The 2,135-nt window shown below is 71.4% G+C and carries 3 protein-coding genes; 2 read left to right on the forward strand and 1 reads right to left on the reverse strand.

Annotated features, from left to right (window positions below; genetic code table 11):
• Positions 1–148: 148 nt before the first annotated feature.
• Positions 149–445 carry a winged helix-turn-helix domain-containing protein gene (locus G3I65_RS24885; protein ID WP_160698242.1) on the reverse strand — a complete coding sequence of 99 codons (297 nt, stop codon included), beginning with the start codon at positions 443–445 and terminating at the stop codon, positions 149–151.
• Positions 446–631: 186 nt separating this feature from the next.
• Between G3I65_RS24885 and G3I65_RS24890 the strand changes: the two genes are divergently transcribed.
• On the forward strand, positions 632–1,549 hold the full coding sequence (locus tag G3I65_RS24890; RefSeq protein ID WP_160698243.1) for a TerC family protein: 918 nt from the start codon (positions 632–634) through the stop codon (positions 1,547–1,549).
• Positions 1,550–1,589: 40 nt separating this feature from the next.
• A partial coding sequence (locus G3I65_RS24895; RefSeq protein WP_160698244.1) for a GNAT family N-acetyltransferase occupies positions 1,590–2,135 on the forward strand: 546 nt, incomplete at its 3' end.

Here is a 2,135-nt window from a genome sequence, read left to right on the forward strand (position 1 = left end):
GGCGGTGGTCGTGCCGGCGCGCGAGCTGGGCGTGCGGGCGGTCCAGCTGGCGGTGGGCCGGCTCGACGGGCTGCCACAGGCCGAGCCGGACCCCGTGATCCCCTCGCTGGTGCTCGGCGAAACCACCGGTCCGGCCGCCGGCTGAGCTTCAGCGTCCCGGCGCGGCTTTCTCGTCGAGGCCGAGCGCCGCGACCAGGTCGGCCACCCGGTGGTGGGCTTCCAGCGGGTGACGCAGCCGGCCTTCCGGGTGGATCCGGTAGTGGTTGCGCCGCCCGACCCGCTCGCGCTCGAGGTAGCCCTCTTCGATCAGGTCGCGGAGGATGAGCTGCACCCCGCGTTCCGTGATGCCCACCCGGGCGGCGATGTCGTGCAGCGTCGAGTCGGGATCCGCGGCCACGCACAGCAAAACGTGCGCGTGGTTGCTCAGGAACGTCCACGAAGCCATACCGGCCACAGTAGACGTCCGAACTTGACAGACGAAGTGCAGTTCGTCATTCTGGACGCACGGAGGGGAGTACCCGCCCGGTCCGGCATCGTCAGTACGGCTGCCCGAGCGCAGTCCGGTGCCGGCGTCACACCGCGTGTGGCCGGGGAGACCTCTGGTTCGTGACCGAACCGGAGGAGTGTGGGAATGACCGTTCCGTTCTGGGCCTGGCTCGCCGTGCTCGGCGTCATCCTGGCGATGCTCGCCGTCGACCTGGCTGCCCACCGCCGCGCGCACGTGGTCGGCGTCCGCGAAGCGCTGGCCTGGTCGGGCGTGTGGGTGACACTGGGGCTGGCCTTCGGCGCCGTCGTCTGGTGGGTCTGGGGCGCGGAGTTCGCGGGCCAGTACTTCGCGGGCTACGTCATCGAAAAGTCGCTGGCGGTCGACAACGTCTTCGTGTTCGCGATCATCTTCGGGTACTTCGCCGTCCCGCGGGAGCACCAGCACCGCGTCCTGTTCTACGGCGTGCTCGGCGCGCTCGTGTTCCGCGCGGTGTTCATCGCGGCGGGCTCGGCGCTGATCGCGAGCTTCGCGTGGATCCTGTACGTCTTCGGGGCTTTCCTCGTCGTCACCGGCTTCCGCATGGCGCTGCACCGCGAGCAGGAGGTCGACTACGAGCGCAACGTCGTGCTGCGCGCGTTCCGCCGGGTCGTCCCCTCGACCGACCGCCACCACGGCGCCAGGTTCCTCGTCCGTGAAGGCGGCCGCTGGGTGGCGACGCCGCTGCTCGCGGTCCTGGTGCTGATCGAGGTCGTCGACGTCGTCTTCGCGGTCGACTCGATCCCGGCGATCTTCGCGGTCACCCAGGAACCGTTCCTGGTCTTCACGTCGAACGCGTTCGCGGTCCTCGGCCTGCGGGCGATGTACTTCCTGCTGGCCGACGTCATGCACCGGTTCGTCTACCTCAAGTTCGGGCTGGCGCTGGTGCTGGTCTGGGTGGGCGTGAAGATGCTGCTGCTGGAGGTCTGGAAGATCCCGACGGCGCTGTCGCTGGGCGTGGTGGCCGCGATCCTCGCGACGGCGGTGGGGGCCAGCCTCCTGCGGACGCGGACCCGTGCCGGGTAAATCGCTTGCCCCGCCCCCGGCCCGGCGATGGACTGTCCCGATGGAGATCCGCCCGACCACCGACCAGGACCTCGACGCCTTCGTCGTCACGTTCCACACCGCACTGGGCCGCTTCCCGGAAACCCCCGGTGCGGACGGCGGCGTGTGGTGGTCGGCGCTCGAAATGGACCGGAACCTGCTGGCCGTGACGCCGGAGGGGCAGCCCGTCGGCACCGCGGGCGCGTACTCCTTCGAGCTCACCCTGCCCGGCGAGATACTCGCCCCGGCCGCCGGGGTGACCGCCGTCGGGGTGCTGCCCTCGCACCGGCGGCGGGGCGTGCTCAGCGCGATGATGCGCCACCAGCTCGGCGACCTGCGCGCCCGCGGGGAGTTCCTCTCGGTGCTGCTGGCCTCCGAAGCCGTGATCTACCGCCGGTTCGGCTACGGGCCGGCGACCTACACGCAGCGGCTGACCGTCCCGCGCCACCAGGCGGGCCTGGCCCTCCCCCGGGCCCGCACCGCCACCGCGGCGCCCGGCTCGATCGAGGTGCGGCCGCGCGCCGGCTGCGTCGAGACGATGGAAGAGGTCTACGACCGCTACCGCCGC

The sequence above is a fragment of the Amycolatopsis sp. SID8362 genome, from assembly GCF_010550475.1.
Lineage (GTDB): Bacteria > Actinomycetota > Actinomycetes > Mycobacteriales > Pseudonocardiaceae > Amycolatopsis > Amycolatopsis eburnea.